Raw genomic sequence first — 17,646 nt, 5'->3', positions numbered from 1 at the left:
TTAGTTAATCAGGGTCGGTTTGATCTGCGCGGTATTGGTGGGCATCACGCCCAGCCGCCGCGCAACTTCGGTATAGGCATCCGTCAGATTGCCCAGATCGCGCCGGAACACGTCTTTATCCAGCTTCTCGCCGGTTTTGATGTCCCACAGGCGACAGCTATCGGGGCTGATCTCATCGGCCACCAGAAGACGCATGAAATCACCTTCCCAAACGCGGCCAATCTCGATCTTGAAATCGATCAGCTTGATGCCAACGGCGTAGAATACACCGGTCAGGAAATCATTCACCCGTAGCGCCAGCGCCACGATATCATCCAGATCTTGCTGAGAGGCCCAGCCGAACGCGATGATATATTCTTCGGGCACCAGCGGGTCGCCCAGATCATCGTTCTTATAGCTATATTCCACGATCGGACGCGGCAGCGGCGTGCCCTCTTCCAGACCAAGGCGCTTAGCAATCGAGCCAGCGGCGAAATTACGCACGATCACCTCAAGCGGCACGATTTCCACCTGACGGATCAACTGCTCGCGCATATTGAGGCGTTTGATGAAGTGATTGGGCACGCCGATATTGGTCAGCCCGGTCATAAAATATTCCGACAGGCGGTTGTTGAGCACGCCCTTACCCTCAATGACTGCCTTTTTCTGGGCATTGAACGCGGTGGCGTCATCTTTGAAATACTGCACGAGCGTTCCCGGTTCGGGCCCCTCATACAGCGTCTTCGCCTTGCCTTCATAGATTTTCTTGCGCCGGGGTGCCATGGCGTCTCCGTTCTCTGTGCGGTTCCTGTCTGCCCGGTTTTGGGCGATGCGCGGAACCCTTATTTGCCCTATAGGACAAGCCCGCCGCTGGGGCAAGGCAAACCACGCGCGCCTGCGAGCGCTATCATCACAGGTTTCGCGCCAGCCCTCTTGCGATGCAGCCCTCGGGTGTGCATATCAGGAGGTAACAAAAATCCTTTGGGGGAGACAGCCGATGACCACTTTTGATGATCGCGAAAACGCCTATGAGAACAAATTCGCCCATGATGCGGAATTGCAATTCAAGGCGGATGCGCGTTGCAACAAGATGCTGGGCGAATGGGCCGCTGGCCTTTTGGGCAAATCCGGCCCCGAGGCTGCCGCCTATATCGGCGAAGTGGTAACGTCCGATTTCGAAGAGGCCGGGCACGAGGATGTCTACCGCAAGCTGTCCGCCGATCTGGATGGCAAGGCCGATGAACCCACGATCCGCGCCAAGATGGCGGAATGTATGCTTGAGGCGCGCCGTCAGGTTCTCGAAGAAAACTGATCGCCGTTTTCTAATGCACGACATTGACGCCGGACGCGCCCCAATGCGTCCGGCGTTTTCTTATGCGGTTGTTAAGCGCCTGTGAACGGATCTGCACTAGGCTCCTTGCCAAGATGGGATCGGCGGGAGCAACACGAATGGCGCATATCAAACCCGGCAGCGCGGCGACCGGGACGCCGCAAGTCGCGCCTCTGCGCCTGCCCGGTTGGGGCGCGGCGCTGCGGCGTCAAAGCATGGTCATCGCGCTATTGCTGGGCTTTGCGCTGCTGCTGCGCGAACGGATCGCAGCGCTTGACTGGGTCGCGATTGGCGCGGCCTTTGCGCAGGTCTCGTGGCTGCAATGGTCCTTTGCCGCGCTGGCAAGCGCCGGCTCTTTCGCGGCTCTGGCCAATTATGACGCGCTGTTGCATCGCGCCCTTGGCACTGCCCAGCCCCCCGCACGCGCGCGCCGCGCAGGTTGGGTCGCGATTGCGATTTCACAGACCGTCGGCTTTGGCCTGATTTCGGGCGCGTTGGTGCGCTGGCGAATGTTGCCGGGGTTGTCCCTGCGCGAGGCGTCGCATCTGACCGCAGCGGTCGCGGCCAGCTTTCTGGCGGCGTGGACGCTGCTAAGCGCGCTGGTGCTGATCGCCCTGCCGCTGCCCTTGGCGGGGCATGGCGTCTGGGCGGTGCGCGCCTTGGCAGGCGTGGTGTTGCTGGCAGGCGGCGGGCTTTGCGCTTTGGCGCTGTGGCAGCCGGGGATAAAACTCGCCCGCTGGCATCTGCGTTTGCCCACCCTGCCCGTGATGGGACGAATCATCTGGCTATGTTTGCTCGATACGGCCTTTGCTGCGCTCGCCTTATGGGTTTTATTGCCTACAGGTAGCGGGATCGGGGCGCTGGCGCTCTATCCGGCCTTCCTGATCGCGCTTGGGGTCGGGTTTGTGTCGGGCTCGCCCGGCGGCGTCGGCCCGTTCGAAGTCGCGCTGTTCGCTCTGCTTCCCCAAGGCGAAACCGCCTCGCTGATGGCTGCTATCCTTGCGTGGCGGCTGGTCTATTACGCGGCACCAACCCTGCTGGCGATGGGAGCCTTGGTACTGTCAGATCTTGCCCGGCCTGATCGCGCGCGCCCCTTACTGGTGCCCCCCGCGCCTGCGCTGACACCGCATTTGGCGCGGCTTGTGGCGCAATCCAACCAGCCGGAATTGGGCCTGCTGCACCAGGGCGAACACATGGTTCTGCTCAGCCCCGATACGCAGGGCGGCTGGATGGTCGGGCGCACATCGCAGGCGCTGGTCGGCCTGCTTGATCCTTTCGGATCTGGCGACATTGCGCAGTTTCTAGCGCAGTTGCGGATGCAGGCACACGACGAAGGGCGCATGGCATGTGCCTATAAACTTGCCCCCCGAGCAGCTGCCATTGCCCGCAGGTCAGGCTGGCATGTGACGCCTGTGGCTATGGAATGTTGGCTTGATCTCGCGGGCTTCACACTTGAGTCGCCCGCGCGTTCCGGCCTGCGGCGCAAGCTGCGAAAGGCCAGTAAGGCGGGCGTGACCTGCGCGCTTGAGGAAAATCCAAACCTTCATGAGTTATCCCAAATCGCGGCGCACTGGGCGCAGGCGCGGGGCGGAGAGCGCGGCTTTTCCATGGGCCGTTACAGCGCGGACTATATCTCAGAACAACCCGTGATTGTCGCGCGTCTAAACGGTGCGATCATCGGTTTTGCCAGCTTTCACACCGGTCACAGCGCTTGGGTGCTCGATCTGATGCGCCCTGCCCCGGATGCGCCCGATGGGACGATGCAGGCTTTGATCGTCGCCGCCATTGACGTTGCACGCGCAAACGGCGCCGCGCGCCTGTCGCTTGCGGCCTTACCGCCACGCGCGGCTGATATCGACGGACCTGCGCGCAAAATCTGGGATCGCGCCGAAAAGGGCGCAGGGGCGGCCGGGCTACGTCAGTTCAAGATGGGCTTCGCCCCCCGCCTCAGCCCGCGCTACATCGCCGCGCCCAACCGCGGCGCGTTGATGCTGGGCGCGGCAGATATCGCGCGCGCGATCCATGCCCCACCTGCCCTACACGCCGCCTCGCAGACACCAACCCGCGCGCCAAGCGAGGGGCAAATTCATCCGCCCGCGCGCGCCCCATTCAAATCCGGCTCACATTCATCATGAAGGAAAGGAATTTGCCAATTCTGCGCCTACATGGCAGGGAAGAGAAAAGGGCCGCGCTTGCGCGCCCGTAACGCTATGGAAACGAGGCCCCGATGACCGACGCGCTAAGCCGCCTTCTGGAAACCCGCGATTGGCTGATGGCCGATGGCGCGACGGGCACCAACCTGTTCAACATGGGCCTCTCCTCGGGGGATGCGCCCGAGATGTGGAACGCTGATGAACCTGCCAAGATCAAGAAACTGTATTCGCTGGCCGTTGATGCGGGCTCGGATATTTTTCTGACCAACAGCTTTGGCGGCAATGCTTCGCGGCTAAAGCTGCACGATGCGCAAAGCCGCGTGCGTGAATTGAACCGGTTGGCGGCTGAAATTGGCCGCGATGTCGCCGATGCGGCGGGCCGTCCGGTGATTGTGGCGGGCTCGATCGGGCCGACGGGCGATATTTTCGCGCCGATGGGCACGCTGACCCATGAGTTGGCAGTGGAAATGTTTCACGAACAGGCCGAGGGCCTGAAAGAGGGCGGCGCAGATGTGCTTTGGGTCGAAACGATTAGCGCGCCCGAGGAATATAAAGCTGCTGCCGAGGCCTGCCATCTGGCAGGCATGCCGTGGTGTGGCACGATGAGCTTTGACACCGCCGGGCGCACGATGATGGGGCTGACCTCATCCGCGATGGTAGGGATGGTCGATAAGCTGGCGCATCCGCCGATGGCGTTTGGGGCCAATTGCGGTGTCGGCGCGGCGGATCTGCTGCGCACGATTCTGGGCTTTGCCGCCACCGGTACTGAACGCGCGATTATCGCCAAGGGCAATGCGGGCATTCCGAAATATGTCGATGGCCATATCCATTACGACGGCACGCCCGAGTTGATGGGGGAATATGCGGTGATGGCGCGTGATTGCGGGGCGACGATCATTGGCGGGTGCTGTGGCACGATGCCAGATCACCTGCGCGCGATGCGGGCCGCGCTGGAAAACACCCCGCGCGGAGAGCGCCCGACACTTGAGGCGATTTCGGCGCGGCTCGGCGGGTTTTCCTCGGAAGATGACGGGCTGGGCGAAGGCGGCGCAAAGCGCGAGCGGCGCGGGCGGCGGCGCAGCTAAGCGGCGCGCCTGTTGCGGGGGCAGGATGCCTCCGGCGGGAGTGTTTTTAGCTAGATGAAAAGGGCCACCGAAGATTTCGATCTTCGGTGCGGCGCAGAGTGTGTGATGAAATCAGTGTCAGAACAGTTCAAGCTGATCGCCCCTGCGCGGGGGCAGGTGGAACTGCGTGCAATCCAGATCGGGCAAGGCGCGCGCCAGCCCCAGCCGCTTGCACGACAGCGCGAAACGCTGGCGCAACAGTTCGGCCATCTCGCCCTCGCCCTTCATGCGCGCGCCAAAGCGCGGATCATTCAGCTTGCCGCCGCGCATGTCACGGATGCGCCCCAGCACTTTTTCGGCCTGACCGGGGCGGTGGCGTTCCAGCCAATCGGCAAACAGCGGCGCGACCTCATGGGGCAAGCGCACCGGCATCATCGAGGCGGCTTTGGCCCCGGCCCGGCGCGCCTCGGTCAGGATCGCCTCAAGTTCGTGATCGGTGAGGCCGGGGATCATCGGCGCGGCCATCACGCGCACGGGCACGCCTGCGCGCGTGAGTTCGCGGATCATGCGGATGCGCGTCGGCGGGCTGGGGGCTCGCGGCTCCATCGCGCGCGCAAGACTGGCATCGAGCGTCGTGATCGAGATGCCGACCTGCACCAGCCCCGCGCCCGCCATGTCGCCCAGCACATCCAGATCGCGCAAGATCAGCGAGCCGCGCGTCACGATAGCGACGGGATGGCGATGGGCGGCCAGCACCTCCAGCACGCCGCGCATCACGCCCCATTTCTGCTCAATCGGCTGATAGGGGTCGGTATTGGTGCCAATCGCGATCGGACGCACGCTGTAGCCGGGCTTGCGCAGTTCCGATTCGAGCACGCGCGGGGCGTCGGGGCGTGCCACCAGCCGCGTTTCGAAATCCAGCCCCGGCGACAAACCCAGATAGCCGTGGCTGGGGCGGGCAAAACAGTAAATGCAGCCATGTTCGCAGCCGCGATAGGGGTTGAGCGAGCGATCAAAGGGCAGATCGGGCGAAGTGTTGCGGGTGATCACGCTGCGCGGGCGCTCGACACTGACCTCGGTGCGCGCAAGACGCTCGTCCTCGGGGATGTCCCAGCCGTCATGCTCGCGCGCGCGGGCATAGGGTTCAAACCGGCCCGCAGGCTGCGCGGCGGCACCACGCGCACGCAGGCGCAGGTTGGGATCAGAGGGCGGCAGATCAAATGGCAGACTCATGCCCTTAATCTAGAACGAAATAGGAACACTTGCCAAGACGCCACCGCATAACAGCGTGTGAGGTCGCACGAAACACCGCGCATGTCGCAATTCGCCAAGACTTGACGGGCCACGCGTCCCACCAAAAGGTTAAGGCGGCTATCAGGAGACCAGGCACATGGCCGAAGACGACAATGAAATCATCCTCTCCGAGCTCGACGATGACGAGCTGACCATGCAGATGATGGACGACCTTTATGACGGTCTCAAGGAAGAGATCGAAGAGGCCACCCATATTCTGCTGGATCGCGGATGGACCCCTTATGACATTCTGACCAAGGCGCTGGTCGCGGGCATGACCATCGTGGGGCATGATTTCCGCGATGGCATCTTGTTCGTTCCCGAGGTGTTGCTGGCGGCGAATGCGATGAAAGGCGGTATGGCGATCCTCAAGCCGCTGCTGATCGAAACCGGCGCCCCACGCATGGGCAAGATGGTGATCGGCACGGTCAAGGGCGACATCCATGACATCGGCAAGAACCTTGTCGCGATGATGATGGAAGGCGCGGGCTTTGAGATCATCGACCTTGGCATCAACAACCCGGTCGAGAAATATCTTGAGACAGCCGCCGCAGAAGGGGCTGATATCATTGGCATGTCGGCCCTGCTGACGACTACGATGCCCTATATGAAAGTCGTGATCGACACGATGAAAGAACAGGGTATTCGCGACGATTACATCGTGCTGGTGGGTGGCGCGCCGTTGAACGAGGAGTTCGGGCGCGCGATTGGCGCAGATGCCTATTGCCGTGATGCGGCAGTTGCGGTGGAAACGGCCAAAGAGTTCATCGCGCGCAAGCACAACCAGATGTCGGCGTGATAACAACGCCCTGACGGGTATGACTGCGACGATTTCGCACGCAGAAGGCCTCGATTTTTTTCATCGGGGCCTTTTCCTTTGGCTCCGCGCGCCCCATACTTAAAGACATGGAGGGACTGCGCATGCCGCTACCACATTTCTTGCTGTTAATCGTGTTTGTCATCGTGATGGCCGGGGTGACGATCTGGGCGTTTGCCAGTTCAGGCATGCCGATTGCGATGCTGGGATTGATGGCGTTGATTGCGGCGGGCGTGATGCGGTTGATGGCGCGGGTGGAATGACCCGGCTTCCCGGGGATTCGGTCTTGTCCAAGGACGGGCTTGCGCCGCAAGGCTCGGGACGGCTGTTGTTGATCGCCTGTGGTGCCCTTGCGCGTGAGATACTTGAACTCAAGCGGCTGAATGGCTGGGATCATCTTGATCTGACCTGCCTGCCCGCGATTTTGCACAATTACCCCGGAAAAATTACTCAGGCCGTGGCAGATGCCGTGGCCAAACATCGCGCCGATTACGACGATATTTTTGTTGTCTATGCCGATTGCGGCACGGGCGGGCAATTGGCGCAAAAGTGCAAGGAATTGGGCGTCGAGATGATCGCGGGCCCCCATTGCTATTCCTTTTTTGAAGGAAATGAGGCCTTCGCAAAAACTGCCGAGGATGAAATCACCGCCTATTACCTGACCGATTTTCTGGTGCGCCAGTTCGATGCCTTCGTGTGGCGCCCGATGGGATTTGACCGCCATCCCGAGTTGATCAACATGATGTTTGGCAATTACGAGCGGCTGATCTATCAGGCGCAAACCAATGATCCCGCGCTTGATGCCAAAGCTGCCGAGGCCGCCGCACGACTTGGTCTACGCTATGAACGCCGCTTTACCGGCTATGGCGATTTGGCCACAAGCCTTGCGGATTTTGCGCAAAAACCGGTCACATCAGCTTAATCGGCCTTAAGTTTCTCTGAAAAGAGTCAAGGTTTGCTTGGCTTTTTCGGATTGCGGCGATATGTCCTGCCTCAAATTGACGTCGTTAAGCCCGCGCCTCCCCGCTGCGGGCCTTTGTATTCCCGGAGAGTCGTATGACCTTTTCAACGTGGCGAACCCAATGGTTCGGCAATGTTCGCACCGATATCCTGTCCGGCCTTGTCGTCGCGCTGGCGCTGATCCCCGAGGCGATCGCGTTCTCGATCATCGCCGGGGTGGACCCGAAGGTGGGGCTTTACGCGTCGTTCATGATCGCCACGATCACCGCGTTTTTCGGCGGGCGTCCGGGGATGATCTCGGCGGCGACGGCGGCCACGGCGGTGCTGATGGGCACTTTGGTGCGCGAGCACGGGCTGGATTACCTGCTGGCGGCAACGATTTTGGCGGGCGTGATCCAGATGATAGCGGGCCTGCTGAACTTGGGCCATGTGATGCGCTTTGTGTCAAAATCGGTGATGACGGGGTTTGTGAACGCGCTGGCAATCATGATTTTCTTGGCGCAATGGCCCGAACTCGACCCCTCGAAAGTGCCCCCGATTACTTATCTGCTGGTCGCGGGGGGGCTGGCGATCATCTACCTGCTGCCGCGCGTATTTCGCGCCATCCCCTCGCCGTTGGTGTCGATTGTCGTACTGTCGGCAATCACAATCGGCTTTGGCCTTGGCGATGTGCACACGGTTTCGGATATGGGCGCGCTGCCCGATGAGCTGCCCTCCTTCCTGATCCCCAACGTGCCGTTCAATCTGCAAACGCTGCAAATCATCCTGCCCTATTCCTTCGCGGTGGCGGTGGTCGGGCTGCTGGAAAGCCTGATGACACAGAATATCGTGGATGAGATGACCGACACGCTCTCGGATCGTCGTCAGGAATGCTACGGACAGGGCATCGCCAATTTCGCGACCGGGTTTATCGGTGGCATGGCGGGCTGTGCGATGATCGGGCAGTCGGTGATCAACGTGACCTCTGGCGGGCGGCAGCGTTTGTCGACGCTGGTCGCGGGCGTCTCGCTGCTGATCTTTTGCGTTGTGCTGGGTGAATGGGTCGGGCGCATCCCGATGCCTGCGCTGGTCGCGATCATGATCATGGTGTCGATTGGCACGTTCAGCTGGGCCTCGCTGGGGCAGCTGCGCACGATGCCGCTGTCGTCCAATGTGGTGATGCTGGCAACGGTGGGCTTTGTCGTGGTCACGCATAACTTGGCGATCGGTGTGCTGGTGGGCGTGCTGCTGTCGGGGATTTTCTTTGCCGGCAAGATCGCGAAGATGACCGACATTTCCTCGCGCCTGAACGAGGAACACCGCCTGCGCACCTATTACATCAAGGGCCAGATTTTCTTCGCCACCGTCGAGGAATTCAACCGCGCGTTCGATTTCCGCGAAAAGCTGGATCGCGTGGTGATTGACCTGACCCATGCCCATATCTGGGATATTTCATCCGTTGCGGCACTGGATCGCGCGGTTGGTAAGTTCCGCATGCAGGGCACAGATGTGAAGGTCGTGGGCATGAACCACGCGACCGAAACCCTGATCGACCGGCTGTCCAATGGCGGCAAAGCGGTCTCGGATCACTAAAATTCGGGCGCGCGCGATACCTGCGCGCGCCCTTTAACGCCGCCGCAAGCCCAGCGACATCACGAAAATCACCGTCGCCGCCGATACGATCGAGGGGCCAGCGGGCGTGTCAAACTGCAACGAGGCCCAAAGCCCCAGCAGAACCGAGGCACCCCCCACCCCCGTTGCGCCAATCGCCATCACCTCCGGACTGCGCGCAAACTGGCGCGCGCTGGCGGCCGGGACGATGAGCAGCGCCGCAATCAGCAACGCCCCGACGATCTTGATCGACACTGCCACCGTCAGCGCCAGCGCCACCGTCAGCACCAGTTGCTCGCGCTTGGGATTGATCCCCGAGGCCATCGCCAACTCGTCATTGATGGTCGATGTCAGCAGCCCTTGCCAGCGCCACGCCAGCAGCGCCAGAACCACCGCCGCGCCCCCCCAGACAATCGCCAGATCGGTTCTCGACACCGCCAGAATATCGCCAAACAGCCACGCGCTCAGATCAACCCGCAACCCGGTTTGAAACGAGGCCGCAAGCAAGCCAAAGGCCAGCGCCGAATGGGCCAGCACGCCCAGCATCGTATCCATCGCATGGCCGCGCCCCGACAGCCGCGCCACCGTCAGCGCCATCGCCAGCGCGACGCCCAACGTGCCCAGATAAACCGAGGTGCCAAAGGCGAAACTTAGCGCCACGCCAAGGATCGCGGCATGCGCGGTCGCATCGCCAAAATAGGCCATGCGCCGCCACACCACAAACGCGCCCAGCGGGCCAGTCGCCAGCGTCAGGCCAATCCCCGCGATCGCTGCGCGGGCCAGAAAATCGTCAAACATGTTCGTGCTTATGTCCTTCATGGCTGCAAGCGGCGCCGTCATCGCCCCCCTCATGCCCGTGATCGTGATCATGCTGATAGAGCGCAAAGGCCCCTTGCGTGCCCATGCCAAACAGCGCGCGATATTCGGGCGCTGCCGCCACCAGCTTGGGCGTTCCCTGACAGCAGACATGCCCGTTGAGACACAGCACCCGATCCGAGGCCGACATCACAACATGCAGATCGTGACTGACCATCAACACCGCCGCCCCGGTTTGCGCGCGCACCTCTTCGATCAGCTTGTAAAACGCCGCTGTTCCGGGCTGATCCAGCCCCTGCGTCGGCTCATCCAGAATCAGAATGTCGGGATTCACCAGCAAGGCACGCGCCAGCAGAACGCGTTGGAACTGCCCGCCAGACAGCCGCGCAATCGGGCGCGCGCCAAGCCCCGCCACGCCGGTGCGCTCCAGCGCCGCTTCGGCAAGCGCATTGGAAACGCGTTTGGGCAGCGACAGGAACCGGCGCACCGTAAGCGGCAGGCTGGCGTCGATATGCAGCTTTTGCGGGACATAGCCAATCGCGAGCCCCGGCGCGCGGGCGACCCGCCCTGTCGCGGCGGGCTCGAGCCCGATCAGCGCACGGATCAGCGTGGATTTACCCGAGCCGTTGGGGCCGATAACGGTCACGATCTCACCCTTGGCGATGGCGAAATCGACGTTTGAGAGCACCTCGGTTGGGCCGTGGCGCACCGAGAGATTTTGCGCGGTAATCAGGTCCTTCATGCGACGACCTCTGCGCCATCGACACAGCGCGGGCACAGGCCCAAAGCCTCGACCGTGGCGCGTTCGACGGTGAAATTGTGGCGCGCGGCGGCGTCGAGCAACGCAGAGCGCACCTCATCCGCGCCCGCCTCGGCGACCTCGCCACAAGCGCGGCAAATCAAAAAGACGGGCGCGTGATCTTCGCCCGGACGCATGCAGGCGGCAAAGGCATTCAGTCGCCGCACCCGATGCGCCAAACCGTTCTCCACCAGAAATTCCAGCGCGCGATAGGCCACGGGCGGTTGATTGCCAAAGCCATCCGCAGCGAGACGGTCCAGAACCTCATAGGCCCCCATCGCGCGATGTTCCTCTAGCAAGATTTCCAACGCGCGCTGGCGCACCGGGGTCATGCGCACACCTTTTTCGCGGGCTGCCTCTTGGGCGCGGTGCAGCGTGCCCGCCGCACAACCCTCGTGATCATGGGTCACGAAAGCGGTCTTGGCAGAGGGCTTGGTGTCGCGTTGTTTGACCACAGCAATGTTACCTTATCACATTTTCTCTTGACGTGTGACTTTATAACATACATTTATCGGCGCAGAGATCAAGCTCAGGAGAGACAGATGCGTTTCATAATTCCGTTAACGGTGGCCACGTTTGGCACCCTTTCAAGCGTTGCCCAAGCCGAGGTGCCCAAGGTGGTGACCGACATCCCCGCCGTGCAATCGCTGGTTGCGCAGGTAATGGGGGATTTGGGGCAACCGACGGTTTTGCTGGGACAAAACGCCGACGCGCATCACTATCAGCTTAAGCCCAGCCAAGCCGGAGAGCTGCAAGACGCGAACCTTGTTGTTTGGATCGGTCCACGTCTGACGCCGTGGCTGGAGCGCGCGATTGACGGGCTTGGGGCGCAAGATCACGCGCTTGGTCTTTTGAGTGCGCCGGGCGCGCATGTGCGCCAGTTCAGCGGCGCTGATCCCCATGATCACAGCGCCGATATGGACGATGATGAGGATCACGACGCGCATGATCACGCGGCAGAAGATCACGCCGCAGAGGATCACGACGCAGAGGATCACGACGCTCATGAAAGCGAAGACGCAGCAAGCAACATCGACCCGCACGCCTGGCTCGACCCCGACAATGCCAAGGTCTGGCTTGGGTTGATCGCGCAGGATCTGGGCAAGCTAGATCCCGAAAACGCCAAAACCTACGAAAGCAACGCCAAGGCGGCACAGGCACGCGTCATCGAAATGGATGAGCGTCTCAAGGCCCAGTTTGCGCCCGTGCAAGACAGGCCGTTCCTCGTCTATCACGCCGCCTATGGTTATCTCGCCGATCACTACGGGCTACATATCGCGGGTTCGCTATCGCCCAGCGACGCCACGACGCCCGGCGCGGCCCATCTGGTCAGCCTGCGTGACGAGGCCAATTCCGACAAGATCTACTGCGCCTTCCCCGAGGTCCAGCATGACCCGAAAATGGTCGAAATTCTGGTCGACGGAACGCCGGTGAAACTCGGCGGGGGGCTGGATCCTTCCGGCACCACGCTGACCTACGGGCCGGGGCTGTATGAGGCGCTGATGCAAAACACCGCCGATACGATCACCGCCTGCCTGTCCTCGCAGGATTGATCTGGACGCGCATGCGTGCCATCTGCATCTGATGACAGATTGGACCGCATTGATCGAAGAGGCCGGGCGCTGGCGGGCGCTTGGCGTGAGTGAAACGGGCGCGATTACCGCGCAGCGCTCTGGCCCCGCGCCGCGCCCGCTTTTACCCGATACCGAAACAGAGGTGGTGCTGGCCGCCGCCTCTGTCGGGCTTGAACCGCGCGCGCTGCCCTGCACGCCGCTGCCCGAAACGGCTTGGCCCGTGGCCGAGATATCAGATCGCGCGCTGCCCGCCCTGCCCGGCCTGATGCAAAAACGCCCCGCAGAACCAATCACCCCGCCCGAAGCTGCGCGGATCGCCGGAATTCTGGCAAGCGCGCCGCAATTTGACGGCGTGATCTGGATTTGCGGCGCGACGGCGCTTTGGGCGCATGTCTCGGCGGGTGAGGTCGTGAGTGCCACGCGCGCGGGATCGGCGGCGATGCTAGCCGCCCTTGGCGCGCCTTTGCAGGCTGGCGATGATTTCGATGACGCCTTAAGCGACGCGCTGTCGCGCCCGGAACGCGCAAGCCGTGATCTGGCGGGGCTTGCGTTAACCGGACAATCGCGCCGTGCGGCGGGGGCGGTGTTGGGGTTGGAGCTGGCCGCGACGCGCCCGTGGTGGCTGGGGCAAATGGTTCTTGCGCTAAGTTCACCGACTGCGCCGGGCTGGGGCGAGACCTGCCTGCGCGCCTTGCAAAGCCAGGGCGCACAGGTCACCTTGGGCGATGGAGAGGCCGCGCTGATCGCAGGCCTTGCCCAAGCCCGCAACCCAAAGGAGCGCGTGTGACATGACCGATCCCGATCTGTCCGACACCTTTGGCGAAATTGCGCCGCGCTTTGGGCTAAGCCGTCCGGCGGGGCGGTGTTTCGGGGCGATCTGGCGCGCGGCACAAGCGCCCTGCGCCGAAGATTTGGTCGATCAACTCGGGCTGTCGCGTTCAAACATCTCGGTTGCGCTGAAAGAGCTGCGCGAGGCCGGGCTGATCCAAAGCGCGCGCACGCCGGGATCGCGCAAAGAGTTTTTCGTCGCCCCCGCCGATCCTTGGGAACTGGCTCGGCTGGTTCTGGCGGAACGCGCGCGCCGCGTCATCGGGCCTGCGCGCGATCAACTAGCCGCGCTGGAATCCCGCAGCAATGATCCGCGCGCGGCAGCCCTGTGCGAAGTGCTCGATGCCGTGGCGGGCCATATGGGCGCGCTGTCGCGACTTGAGGCACCAGCCTTGGCAAGCGAGATTGACCCCGCCCGCGGCCCCGCAGAACCGGTCGCGCGCCCCAGCACGGCCAAGAAGAAGAAAAAGAAATCTTCAAAACACCCAAAGCCGTATCGCGAACCTTAAGAACGGTGCGGTTGCCTTTGATTTGACAGCAAAAAGGGCACCTCGCAGGGCGCCCTTTGTCATGATAAAACCAGCCTTCAACCCTATTTGAAATTCCGGCTTTCCTTGAGCTGTTCCCACGCCCAAAGCACCTCTTGCAGCATATCTTCTTGCGAGCGGTCACCGCCGTTCATATCGGGATGCAGCACCTTGATCAGCGCCTTGTAGGTCTTTTTGATATCGGCCTTGGTGGTGGAATCGCGCAGATCCAGAATATCGAGCGCGCGCTTTTCCGTGGGCGGCAATTTGCGCCCCAGCGAGCGCCCCGGATTAAGCGTGGCATTCACGCCCAGCATCTCATGAGGGTCGGAAATGCCGTGACGCGCCCAGCCCTGCGCCTCTTTCGCCTTGGAAAACGGCTTGGTCGGACGTTCCCAAACGGTCGCATTATCAAGGAAGTTCTGGAATTCCTCTTCGGACTGACCCTGAAAATAGTTCCAGTTCAAATTGTAATCGCGCACATGGTCTTTGCAGAACCAATAGTAGTCATCCAACACTTTTGGACTTTTGGGCGCGCGATATTTGCCGGGTTCTTCGCAGCCCGCGTGATCGCACCGTCTGGTCGAGGATTCAAACGCACCCGACATGCCGCGGCGCCCTTTTGAGCGGCGCTTCTTGTCGGCGGCGGCCGAGATGTTGAACCCGAAAGGATCGCTCTTGCTCATGCTTGCCTCTTGTTCTGCCCGATGCCTGACGTCGGTGATGGTGTGACCCACTTCGCCGAGTCGGGCCACGCAGTTTAGTCGAAATAGCGCTTGAGGAAAGGGGGCGAGGCCGATGAAGCGCATAAAAAACGCCAATCGTGGACCTTATCGCAGCAGCGCTAACCTTTGGTGTCCCCCAGCTTGGGTCGATACATAAATGCTTGCGCGCACAGGCCCGTTGCAGGTCTGAGCGCGCAACTTAGAATGTTTTTTGTGCCGTCATTTCAAAGCATGAGACGGGCAACCCGCTTTCTCGCCCGCGTCGCCCTGCTTAATCGTCATCGCCCGAACGACTGGCGCGCAGGCTTGGCGCGCGCCCGGAAGGGGTCTCGGCCTTGAGGCTACGCTCAATCGGTTTGGCCCCCTCACCGATTTCAACAGATTTCGCCGCAAGCTTGGGCGCATCTTCGACATTGGCCGCCGGCTCATGCGCACTTAGATGCGCGCCGATCCCTTGGGCGGGTTCCAGCGACATCGCGCGGCGAAACACCAGCAGGTTGTGATAAACCGTGGTCTTGCCCGTCAGGCCGGTGCGCTCCTCGGAAGGCAGCGTCTCGGCGCGCAGATACTCCCAGCCCTGCACGGCCATGTCGTTCATTACGCCCGACAAGGTATGGGCGAAGCGGTCTACCCCGGCCTTCAGCCCACGCTCTTTTTCCCCCCGTGATGGTGCGGGGATCACTTTGTATTCGAAATGCTGCATCTGGCTACCTCAAGCTTTGCCCCTATCTAGCGTATGCGCGATCCCGGTCAACCGAAACACCTGTGAGGTAGCGAGAACGGGCCGAGCCGCGTGTAACTGAGACAATTGCGGCTCTTGAACCCCTCTCGCTGATGGTCCACAAATCGCGTCAAGCAAGGAAAGGACGCCCGTGATGCTCGATCAGAACGCCAAACCCACCGAAGAGGTTGATATCCGCGAAGTTTTCGGCGTCGAGTCCGATATGAAGGTCAAGGCATTCGCCCAAACCAGCGAGCGCGTGCCTGCCATCGATTCCACCTATAAGTTCGATCCCGACACCACTTTGGCGATCTTGGCGGGCTTTGCCTATAACCGCCGGGTGATGATCCAAGGCTATCACGGCACAGGGAAATCCACCCATATCGAACAAGTCGCCGCGCGGCTGAACTGGCCCTGCGTGCGCGTCAACCTTGATAGCCATGTCAGCCGGATCGACCTGATCGGCAAGGATGCGATCAAGCTGGTCGACGGCAAGCAGGTCACGGTGTTCCACGAGGGCATTCTGCCTTGGGCGCTGCGCAACCCGACTGCGATTGTGTTTGATGAATACGACGCGGGGCGCGCGGATGTGATGTTCGTGATCCAGCGCGTGCTGGAAGCCGATGGCAAGCTGACGCTGCTCGATCAAAACGAGGTGATTACGCCCAATCCGTTCTTCCGCCTGTTTGCAACCTCGAACACCGTGGGTCTGGGCGACACGACCGGCCTTTATCACGGCACGCAGCAGATCAACCAAGGCCAGATGGACCGCTGGAGCCTCGTATCGACGCTGAACTATCTGTCTCACGACGCCGAGGTCGCGATCGTTTTGTCGAAAAACCCGCAATACAATACCGAGTCGGGCCGCAAGACGATCAGCCAGATGGTGACCGTGGCCGATCTGACGCGCACGGCGTTCATGAATGGCGACCTGTCCACCGTCATGAGCCCGCGCACCGTGATCGCATGGGCGCAAAATGCGCGCATCTTCAACAATATCGGCTATGCGTTCCGCCTGTCCTTCCTGAACAAATGCGACGAGCTGGAGCGTCAGACCGTGGCCGAGTTCTACCAGCGCCTGTTTGACGAGGAACTGCCTGAATCTGCGGCGGCCGTCGCGAAATGATCCGGGCGCTGGCAGTTTTGGCGCTGGGGCTGGCACCTGCGCTGGCGAGCGCGCAGGAACCGCCCGCACCCGGCGATCTGGTGGCCGCGCTTAGCGGCGACTGGAACGGTGACGGCCAGCCGGATGCCGCACTGATTACCCAGGCCGAGGGCGGCGATGCCGATTTGAGCCTGTATCTTGGTGATCCGGTCTTCGGGTTAAAGCGCGTGGTTGATCGCCCCCGCGTGGTCTTTTCGGGCCCGATGGGCGGGCAACTGCCCGCGCTCGAACCCAACTCATCCAGCAGCTTCAAACTGCATCAGGAACAGATCGGCATTGGCCGCACGCCGTGGGAATCGACGCTCTCGATTGCCTGGCGCGGGGGGCAATTCGTGCTCGCCGGATATAGCTATCAGTTCTACGACCGCATTGATCCTGACCATAATGGCCATTGTGACGTGAATCTCTTGACCGGAGATTACGAGCTGACACTTGGCGAGAAGACGCAAAAGGGCCGGCAGGATGCCCGTGCCTTCCCGATCTCCAAGCTCGCAGCCGATTACATGCCCAAGATCTGCACGTCACTGTTTGAGTAAGCGACTGCTTGAGTAATCAGAGGCTCAAACGCCCGGCCTTTCGACCGGGCGTTGCAGTCTGAAGCTGCGAGCAGGCTTACACGTTAGCCTTGGCCCATTTCGCCGCCCTGCCCCAGAACACCATGTCATCCAGCAACTCCTTAGTCGGCGCGTCCAGGTGATCGCCCAGTTCGGCAATCGGCGTGCCTTTGCTAGCCTTCACGAAATCCGCGCCGCCAATCGTGACCGCGCCGCGCACCGGAACCATGCCGAAATTGACCGCGATCATACGCAGGTGTTCAACCGCGCGGGCCGCGCCCACGCCGCCATAGCCCACCGTGCCAATCGGTTTGCGATGCCAACCCTTGAACGCATAATCAAACGCGTTCTTGATCGTCGCCGGGATCGAGTGGTTATATTCCGCTGTCAGCACGATGAACCCATCGCATTCGCCCAGTTTTTTCTCCCATTCCTGCGCGGCGGCGTCCGTCACGGGCTTGGCGGCGGGCGGAGCGATCTCATCATAAAACGGCAACGCGACCTCGCGCAGATCAAGCACCTCATAAGTCAAATCGTCGCGCGCCGCGATCTTGCCCTCAAACCATTCCAGCGCCCGGTCGGCAAAGCGCCCGTCGCGCGTCGTGCCAACGATGATTCCGATCTTGAGCTTGTCCGTCATAGTGATCTCCTGCAATGCGCATGGCTTTGCGGCCGGCGCGGTGATTTCCCTTTGATTATGGGGCGGTGCTGCGCCAAGGCAACCGCGCCCGCTGTGCGTTGCCGAACCGGG

General features: G+C 61.6%; 20 protein-coding genes. 12 read left to right on the top strand and 8 right to left on the bottom strand.

Translation table 11 applies throughout. The features are described from left to right. Positions 1–762 carry a phosphoribosylaminoimidazolesuccinocarboxamide synthase gene (gene purC / locus DT23_RS07110; RefSeq protein ID WP_038129817.1) on the bottom strand — a complete coding sequence of 254 codons (762 nt, stop codon included), beginning with the start codon at positions 760–762 and terminating at the stop codon, positions 1–3. 214 nt (positions 763–976) lie between these two features. Between purC and DT23_RS07105 the strand changes: the two genes are divergently transcribed. The 3 genes from DT23_RS07105 to bmt all read left to right on the top strand — a co-directional run bounded on the left by DT23_RS07105 (position 977) and on the right by bmt (position 4,547). Further along, positions 977–1,291, top strand: a complete 315-nt coding sequence (locus DT23_RS07105) for a DUF1476 domain-containing protein (protein ID WP_038129815.1) — start codon at positions 977–979, stop codon at positions 1,289–1,291. Positions 1,292–1,428: 137 nt separating this feature from the next. Further along, positions 1,429–3,444 (top strand): phosphatidylglycerol lysyltransferase domain-containing protein, encoded by a 2,016-nt coding sequence (locus DT23_RS07100; RefSeq protein ID WP_051697101.1) that lies wholly within the window; start codon positions 1,429–1,431, stop codon positions 3,442–3,444. A gap of 92 nt (positions 3,445–3,536) precedes the next feature. Continuing rightward, positions 3,537–4,547, top strand: coding sequence for a betaine--homocysteine S-methyltransferase (bmt, locus tag DT23_RS07095; RefSeq protein ID WP_038129813.1), 1,011 nt, complete (start codon positions 3,537–3,539; stop codon positions 4,545–4,547). Between the two features lie 117 nt (positions 4,548–4,664). On the opposite strand, the gene DT23_RS07090 is transcribed toward bmt, so the two are convergent. Then, entirely contained in the window at positions 4,665–5,759 is a 1,095-nt protein-coding gene (locus tag DT23_RS07090) for a PA0069 family radical SAM protein (protein WP_038129811.1), read from the bottom strand. Between the two features lie 157 nt (positions 5,760–5,916). Here DT23_RS07090 and DT23_RS07085 point away from each other — a divergent pair, with 157 nt between their 5' ends. The 4 genes from DT23_RS07085 to DT23_RS07075 all read left to right on the top strand — a co-directional run bounded on the left by DT23_RS07085 (position 5,917) and on the right by DT23_RS07075 (position 9,168). Continuing rightward, a complete protein-coding gene (locus DT23_RS07085) occupies positions 5,917–6,618 on the top strand; it encodes a corrinoid protein (protein ID WP_038129809.1) in 702 nt (233 codons plus the stop codon). Between the two features lie 122 nt (positions 6,619–6,740). Continuing rightward, positions 6,741–6,899, top strand: coding sequence for a hypothetical protein (locus DT23_RS19795; RefSeq protein ID WP_164492073.1), 159 nt, complete (start codon positions 6,741–6,743; stop codon positions 6,897–6,899). Continuing rightward, positions 6,896–7,558, top strand: a complete 663-nt coding sequence (locus DT23_RS07080) for a DUF1638 domain-containing protein (RefSeq protein ID WP_038129806.1) — start codon at positions 6,896–6,898, stop codon at positions 7,556–7,558. The genes DT23_RS19795 and DT23_RS07080 overlap by 4 nt, the downstream gene beginning before the upstream one ends. Positions 7,559–7,692: 134 nt before the next feature. Further along, the gene (locus DT23_RS07075) at positions 7,693–9,168 is read left to right on the top strand and encodes a SulP family inorganic anion transporter (protein WP_038129804.1); all 1,476 of its coding nucleotides are present in this window, start codon (positions 7,693–7,695) and stop codon (positions 9,166–9,168) included. A 33-nt stretch (positions 9,169–9,201) separates the two neighbouring features. Here the strand turns inward: DT23_RS07075 and DT23_RS07070 are convergent, their stop codons facing one another. From DT23_RS07070 to DT23_RS07060, 3 genes are read right to left on the bottom strand one after another with little or no spacing between them, the layout of a single operon-like run. Then, on the bottom strand, positions 9,202–9,984 hold the full coding sequence (locus tag DT23_RS07070) for an iron chelate uptake ABC transporter family permease subunit (protein WP_038129803.1): 783 nt from the start codon (positions 9,982–9,984) through the stop codon (positions 9,202–9,204). Then, complete coding sequence (locus DT23_RS07065; RefSeq protein WP_038129801.1) at positions 9,977–10,744, bottom strand: metal ABC transporter ATP-binding protein; 768 nt, start codon at positions 10,742–10,744, stop codon at positions 9,977–9,979. Before DT23_RS07065 ends, DT23_RS07070 begins: the two co-directional genes overlap by 8 nt. Then, positions 10,741–11,256 (bottom strand): Fur family transcriptional regulator, encoded by a 516-nt coding sequence (locus DT23_RS07060; RefSeq protein ID WP_038129800.1) that lies wholly within the window; start codon positions 11,254–11,256, stop codon positions 10,741–10,743. Before DT23_RS07060 ends, DT23_RS07065 begins: the two co-directional genes overlap by 4 nt. Positions 11,257–11,343: 87 nt before the next feature. Here DT23_RS07060 and DT23_RS07055 point away from each other — a divergent pair, with 87 nt between their 5' ends. The 3 genes from DT23_RS07055 to DT23_RS18460 are packed head-to-tail and all read left to right on the top strand — an operon-like array spanning position 11,344 to position 13,712. Further along, entirely contained in the window at positions 11,344–12,354 is a 1,011-nt protein-coding gene (locus tag DT23_RS07055; protein ID WP_038129798.1) for a zinc ABC transporter substrate-binding protein, read from the top strand. 31 nt (positions 12,355–12,385) lie between these two features. Continuing rightward, positions 12,386–13,162, top strand: a complete 777-nt coding sequence (locus DT23_RS07050) for a 2-dehydro-3-deoxygalactonokinase (RefSeq protein ID WP_038129797.1) — start codon at positions 12,386–12,388, stop codon at positions 13,160–13,162. Position 13,163: 1 nt separating this feature from the next. Next, positions 13,164–13,712, top strand: a complete 549-nt coding sequence (locus DT23_RS18460; protein WP_051697100.1) for a GbsR/MarR family transcriptional regulator — start codon at positions 13,164–13,166, stop codon at positions 13,710–13,712. An 83-nt stretch (positions 13,713–13,795) separates the two neighbouring features. Here the strand turns inward: DT23_RS18460 and DT23_RS07040 are convergent, their stop codons facing one another. Continuing rightward, positions 13,796–14,416: a J domain-containing protein gene (locus DT23_RS07040; RefSeq protein WP_038129794.1), complete on the bottom strand. Its 621-nt coding sequence runs from the start codon at positions 14,414–14,416 to the stop codon at positions 13,796–13,798. A 310-nt stretch (positions 14,417–14,726) separates the two neighbouring features. Then, positions 14,727–15,158: a DUF4177 domain-containing protein gene (locus tag DT23_RS07035; protein WP_038129792.1), complete on the bottom strand. Its 432-nt coding sequence runs from the start codon at positions 15,156–15,158 to the stop codon at positions 14,727–14,729. A gap of 172 nt (positions 15,159–15,330) precedes the next feature. On the opposite strand from DT23_RS07035, the gene cobS reads away from it, so the two are divergent. Continuing rightward, complete coding sequence (cobS, locus tag DT23_RS07030; protein ID WP_038129789.1) at positions 15,331–16,302, top strand: cobaltochelatase subunit CobS; 972 nt, start codon at positions 15,331–15,333, stop codon at positions 16,300–16,302. Then, a complete protein-coding gene (locus DT23_RS18455) occupies positions 16,299–16,877 on the top strand; it encodes a hypothetical protein (protein WP_051697099.1) in 579 nt (192 codons plus the stop codon). Before cobS ends, DT23_RS18455 begins: the two co-directional genes overlap by 4 nt. Before the next feature lie 76 nt (positions 16,878–16,953). Here DT23_RS18455 and DT23_RS07020 read toward each other — a convergent pair whose 3' ends face one another. Further along, positions 16,954–17,535, bottom strand: coding sequence for an NADPH-dependent FMN reductase (locus DT23_RS07020; RefSeq protein ID WP_038129786.1), 582 nt, complete (start codon positions 17,533–17,535; stop codon positions 16,954–16,956). Between the last annotated feature and the right edge of the window lie 111 nt (positions 17,536–17,646).

Source organism: Thioclava indica, assembly GCF_000714545.1.
GTDB lineage: Bacteria > Pseudomonadota > Alphaproteobacteria > Rhodobacterales > Rhodobacteraceae > Thioclava > Thioclava indica.
The sequence above is the reverse complement of the archived record's forward strand: the minus strand, read 5'-3'. Positions and strand labels throughout refer to the sequence as shown.

Bases quoted from the DNA above. Each gene is read 5' to 3' on its own strand.
- purC (WP_038129817.1), bottom strand. From the start codon at position 762: ATGGCACCCCGGCGCAAGAAAATCTATGAAGGCAAGGCGAAGACGCTG.
- DT23_RS07105 (WP_038129815.1), top strand. From the start codon at position 977: ATGACCACTTTTGATGATCGCGAAAACGCCTATGAGAACAAATTCGCC.
- DT23_RS07100 (WP_051697101.1), top strand. From the start codon at position 1,429: ATGGCGCATATCAAACCCGGCAGCGCGGCGACCGGGACGCCGCAAGTC.
- bmt (WP_038129813.1), top strand. From the start codon at position 3,537: ATGACCGACGCGCTAAGCCGCCTTCTGGAAACCCGCGATTGGCTGATG.
- DT23_RS07090 (WP_038129811.1), bottom strand. From the start codon at position 5,759: ATGAGTCTGCCATTTGATCTGCCGCCCTCTGATCCCAACCTGCGCCTG.
- DT23_RS07085 (WP_038129809.1), top strand. From the start codon at position 5,917: ATGGCCGAAGACGACAATGAAATCATCCTCTCCGAGCTCGACGATGAC.
- DT23_RS19795 (WP_164492073.1), top strand. From the start codon at position 6,741: ATGCCGCTACCACATTTCTTGCTGTTAATCGTGTTTGTCATCGTGATG.
- DT23_RS07080 (WP_038129806.1), top strand. From the start codon at position 6,896: ATGACCCGGCTTCCCGGGGATTCGGTCTTGTCCAAGGACGGGCTTGCG.
- DT23_RS07075 (WP_038129804.1), top strand. From the start codon at position 7,693: ATGACCTTTTCAACGTGGCGAACCCAATGGTTCGGCAATGTTCGCACC.
- DT23_RS07070 (WP_038129803.1), bottom strand. From the start codon at position 9,984: ATGTTTGACGATTTTCTGGCCCGCGCAGCGATCGCGGGGATTGGCCTG.
- DT23_RS07065 (WP_038129801.1), bottom strand. From the start codon at position 10,744: ATGAAGGACCTGATTACCGCGCAAAATCTCTCGGTGCGCCACGGCCCA.
- DT23_RS07055 (WP_038129798.1), top strand. From the start codon at position 11,344: ATGCGTTTCATAATTCCGTTAACGGTGGCCACGTTTGGCACCCTTTCA.
- DT23_RS07050 (WP_038129797.1), top strand. From the start codon at position 12,386: ATGACAGATTGGACCGCATTGATCGAAGAGGCCGGGCGCTGGCGGGCG.
- DT23_RS18460 (WP_051697100.1), top strand. From the start codon at position 13,164: ATGACCGATCCCGATCTGTCCGACACCTTTGGCGAAATTGCGCCGCGC.
- DT23_RS07040 (WP_038129794.1), bottom strand. From the start codon at position 14,416: ATGAGCAAGAGCGATCCTTTCGGGTTCAACATCTCGGCCGCCGCCGAC.
- DT23_RS07035 (WP_038129792.1), bottom strand. From the start codon at position 15,158: ATGCAGCATTTCGAATACAAAGTGATCCCCGCACCATCACGGGGGGAA.
- cobS (WP_038129789.1), top strand. From the start codon at position 15,331: ATGCTCGATCAGAACGCCAAACCCACCGAAGAGGTTGATATCCGCGAA.
- DT23_RS18455 (WP_051697099.1), top strand. From the start codon at position 16,299: ATGATCCGGGCGCTGGCAGTTTTGGCGCTGGGGCTGGCACCTGCGCTG.
- DT23_RS07020 (WP_038129786.1), bottom strand. From the start codon at position 17,535: ATGACGGACAAGCTCAAGATCGGAATCATCGTTGGCACGACGCGCGAC.